This window comes from Streptomyces sp. NPDC002156 (assembly GCF_053593675.1).
The window spans coordinates 1-4,006 of record NZ_JBSFDA010000333.1; the positions used below are offsets into that span (position 1 = coordinate 1).

The 4,006-nt window shown below is 68.2% G+C and carries 4 protein-coding genes; 3 read left to right on the forward strand and 1 reads right to left on the reverse strand.

Features of this window, described 5'->3' with window-relative positions; genetic code table 11:
• Nucleotides 1-105: 105 nt before the first annotated feature.
• Nucleotides 106-2,688: an aminopeptidase N gene (gene pepN, locus ACWCRB_RS49305; protein WP_451002295.1), complete on the reverse strand. Its 2,583-nt coding sequence runs from the start codon at nucleotides 2,686-2,688 to the stop codon at nucleotides 106-108.
• Nucleotides 2,689-2,799: 111 nt separating this feature from the next.
• Here pepN and ACWCRB_RS49310 point away from each other — a divergent pair, with 111 nt between their 5' ends.
• From ACWCRB_RS49310 to ACWCRB_RS49320, 3 genes are all read left to right on the forward strand, one after another.
• Entirely contained in the window at nucleotides 2,800-3,297 is a 498-nt protein-coding gene (locus ACWCRB_RS49310; protein ID WP_451002296.1) for a DUF1203 domain-containing protein, read from the forward strand.
• A gap of 70 nt (nucleotides 3,298-3,367) precedes the next feature.
• Nucleotides 3,368-3,598 (forward strand): antitoxin, encoded by a 231-nt coding sequence (locus ACWCRB_RS49315; RefSeq protein WP_451002297.1) that lies wholly within the window; start codon nucleotides 3,368-3,370, stop codon nucleotides 3,596-3,598.
• Entirely contained in the window at nucleotides 3,585-3,932 is a 348-nt protein-coding gene (locus ACWCRB_RS49320) for a type II toxin-antitoxin system PemK/MazF family toxin (RefSeq protein WP_235479092.1), read from the forward strand. The genes ACWCRB_RS49315 and ACWCRB_RS49320 overlap by 14 nt, the downstream gene beginning before the upstream one ends.
• Nucleotides 3,933-4,006: the final 74 nt, after the last annotated feature.

Genomic DNA, 4,006 nt, shown 5'->3' on the forward strand with positions numbered 1-4,006 from the left:
CGTAGCTGGCCACCCGGTGTCCGACGAGCGCGCAGACGCCCGCCGCCACCCCGAGGAACGCGCCCTCACCGCCCAGCCCCGTCATCCCGCCGACCTACCGACCGGCTACTCGGCCGCCGCGTCCGCCGCCTGGGCCCTGAGCGCGCGCTCGATGCCGGAGCGGGACTCCGAGACGAGGCGGCGCAGGGAGGCGTTCGGCTCGGCGGAGGCCAGCCAGGCGTCCGTCTTCGCCAGGGTGTCCTGGGACACCTGGATCGCCGGGTAGAAGCCGATGGCGATCTGCTGGGCGATCTCGTGCGAGCGTGAGTCCCAGGTGTCCTTGACCACCGCGAAGTACTTGTCGGTGTACGGCTCAAGGAGTTCGCGCTGGTCGGTCTGGACGAAGCCCCCGATCACCGCCTCCTGGACGGCGTTCGGCAGCTTGTCGGACTCGATGACCGACGCCCACGCCTCCGCCTTGGCCTCCGGCGTCGGACGGGCCGCCCGGGCCGTGGCGGCGTGCCGCTCACCGGCAGCCGTCTTGTCCCGCTCGTACTCGCCCGCGATCTGGTCCTCGTCGAAGCGCCCGACGGCCGCCAGCCGCTGCACGAACGACCAGCGCAGCTCGGTGTCGACGGTCAGCCCCTCGATCGTCTGCGTGCCCTCCAGGAGGGCGTCCAGCAGGTCCAGCTGCTCCGGCGTACGGGCCGTGGCCGCGAAGGCGCGGGCCCACGCCAGCTGGTGGTCGGAGCCCGCCTCGGCGGCCCGGAGGTGGGCCAGCGTGGCGTCCGTCCAGCGGGTCAGCAGGGCCTCGCGGGCGGTCGGGTCGGCGTACAGGTCGATCGCCAGCTTCACCTGCCGCTGGAGCGACTGCACGACGCCGATGTCCGACTCCTTGCCGATGCCCGACAGGACGAGGGAGAGGTAGTCGCGGGTGGGCAGTTCGGCGTCGCGGGTCATGTCCCAGGCGGAGGCCCAGCACAGCGCGCGCGGGAGTGAGGCCTCGAAGTCGCCCAGGTGCTCGGTGACGAAGGCGAGGGACTCGTCGTCCAGGCGGACCTTGGAGTAGGAGAGGTCGTCGTCGTTGAGCAGGATGACGTGCGGACGGCGCTTGCCCACCAGCTGCGGTACGACGGTCAGTTCGCCGTCGACATCCAGCTCGATCCGCCCGTCCTCGTCGTCGCGCAGCAGCTTGCCGGTCGCTTCGTCGAGGTCGTACAGACCGACGGCGATCCGGTGCGGCCGAAGCGTCGGCTCACCCTTCGCCCCTGCCGGGAGTGCGGGCGCCTCCTGCCGAATGGCGAAGGAGGTGATGACCCCGTCCGCGTCGGTCTCGATCTCGGGCCGCAGGATGTTGATGCCGGCCGTTTCCAGCCACGACTTCGACCAGGCCTTCAGATCGCGCCCGGAGGTCTCCTCCAGCGCGCCGAGCAGGTCGCTGAGCCGCGTGTTGCCGTACGCGTGCTGCTTGAAGTAGGCCTGCACGCCCGCGAAGAACGCGTCCATGCCGACGTACGCGACGAGCTGCTTGAGTACGGAGGCACCCTTGGCGTACGTGATGCCGTCGAAGTTGACGAGGACGTCGTCGAGGTCGCGGATCTCGGCCATGATCGGGTGGGTGGACGGCAGTTGGTCCTGGCGGTAGGCCCACGTCTTCATGGAGTTGGCGAATGTGGTCCAGGAGTGCGGCCAGCGCGAGCCGGGCGCGTAGGCCTGGCAGGCGATGGAGGTGTAGGTGGCGAACGACTCGTTCAGCCACAGGTCGTTCCACCACTCCATGGTGACGAGGTCGCCGAACCACATGTGCGCCAGCTCGTGCAGGATGGTCTCGGCGCGCACCTCGTAGGCGGCGTCGGTCACCTTCGACCGGAACACGTACTGGTCGCGGATGGTGACGGCACCCGCGTTCTCCATGGCACCGGCGTTGAACTCCGGCACGAACAGCTGGTCGTACTTCTTGAACGGGTACGCGTAGTCGAACTTCTCCTGGAACCAGGAGAATCCCTGCCGGGTCACCTCGAAGATGGCGTCGGAGTCGAGGAACTCGGCGAGCGAGGGCCGGCAGTAGATGCCCAGCGGCACGGTCTGCCCGTCGGCCTCGTACACGCTGTGGACCGAGTGATAAGGCCCGACGATGAGCGCGGTGATGTACGTCGAGATCCGGGGCGTCGGCTCGAAGCGCCAGACGTCGCCCTTGGGCTCGGGCGTCGGCGAGTTGGAGATGACGGTCCAGCCGGACGGCGCGGTCACCGTGAACTGGAAGGTCGCCTTGAGGTCGGGCTGCTCGAACGAGGCGAAGACGCGGCGCGCGTCCGGGACCTCGAACTGGGTGTAGAGATAGGCCTGCTGGTCGACGGGGTCGACGAACCGGTGAAGTCCCTCACCGGTGTTGGTGTAGGCGGCGTCGGCGACGACCCGAAGGACGTTGCGCCCGGCGAGCAGCCCCGGCAGGGCGATCCGGGAGTCCTTGAAGACCTCGTCGGGGTCGAGGGCGTCCCCGTTGAGCGTGACCTCGTGGAGGGTCGGGGCCACCAGGTCGATGAAGGACTCCGCGCCGGTCTCGGCGGAGTCGAAGCGCACCGTGGTCACGGACCTGTAGGTGCCGCCCTCCTGCGCGCCGGAGAGGTCGAGTTCGACCTCGTACGAGTCAACGGTGAGCAGCTTCGCCCGCGCTTGCGCCTCTTCGCGGGTCAGGTTTGTGCCAGGCACGCGGTCATCTCCTCGTATGTGTGGGTTGCGCCATCCTTCCATGGGATCCGTGGCCGACGCGATGTCCGGAACCCGCCGGTGAGCGGGCTGGACAGGCGCGAACGTGGAGTCATGACGACACACGCGACAACACACATCACGTACGCCGTACGACCCATTGATCCACTGATCTTGAAAGGGCTGCGTTCTGCTGACGATGCGGGGCGCGAGTTGGTTCCCCTGACGGACACGGAGGGCGGCTCGCCGCTGCGCTGCTGCCTGCGGCACAGCACCCCCGGGGAGCGGATCGCCCTCATCTCCTACGCCCCGCTGCGGCGGTGGGCGGCGGAGACGGGGGCGGAGCCCGGGCCGTACGACGAACAGGGTCCGGTGTTCATCCACGCGGAGGCGTGCGAGGGGCCGGTGGTGGCGGGGGAGGGGTTCCCGTTCGCGCGGGAGCGGCGGGTACTGCGGAGGTACTCCCGGGAGGGGCGGATCGTCGGGGGGCGGCTGGTGGAGGGTGACTTCGAGACGGCGTTCGAGGAGGCGTTCGCCGATCCGGAGGTGGCGGTGGTGCATGTGCGGGCGGTGGAGTACGGGTGCTTTCTGTATGAGGTGAGGCGGGGCTGAGGCGCCGACCAAGAGGCGAAAGGTAGTACTATTAGTAGCCTCCCTGTTCCTACCGTGCTACCTTTGAGGCATGAAGATCAGTGTGAGTCTGCCGGAGGACGATGTCACCTTCGTCGATGAGTACGCAGTCAAGAAGGCTGCGGAATCCCGGTCCGCCGTGATACATGCCGCCATTCAGATGCTGCGCGAGTCGGCACTCGAAGAGGAGTACCTCGCCGCATGGGACGAGTGGTATGCGAGCGAAGACGCGGAACTGTGGGACCGCACGGTGGGGGACGGCATCTCAGATGAATCGCGGTGAGATCTACTTGGTGGACCTCGACCCCGCAGTGGGTAGTGAGGCGAACAAGACGCGCCCGGCGATCCTTGTGACCAATAATGCCGCCAACCGCATGGCGGACCGCGCGGGGCGAGGTGTCCTGGCGGTGGTGCCGGTGACGTCGAACATCACGCATGTGCGGCCGTTCCAGGTGTTGTTGCATGCGGCCGAGTGCGGTCTGAGGGTGGACTCCAAGGCGCAGTGCGAACAGATCCGGGCCCTCGACTTCTCCAGGATCGGGCACCGCATCGGAACGGTGCCACCGCATGCGCTCAAGGAGATCGACCGGGCGCTTCGGCAGCAACTGGCGCTCTGACGCGTGAAAAAAGGGGGGTGTCTGGCCCGACCAGTAGTCGGAGTCGACGAAGCGTTCGCCGTGCCGGTTGACCT

Excerpts from the sequence above, each read along its gene's own strand:
- ACWCRB_RS49320 (WP_235479092.1), top strand. The coding sequence starts at position 3,585 with ATGAATCGCGGTGAGATCTACTTGGTGGACCTCGACCCCGCAGTGGGT.
- ACWCRB_RS49310 (WP_451002296.1), top strand. The coding sequence starts at position 2,800 with ATGACGACACACGCGACAACACACATCACGTACGCCGTACGACCCATT.
- ACWCRB_RS49315 (WP_451002297.1), top strand. The coding sequence starts at position 3,368 with ATGAAGATCAGTGTGAGTCTGCCGGAGGACGATGTCACCTTCGTCGAT.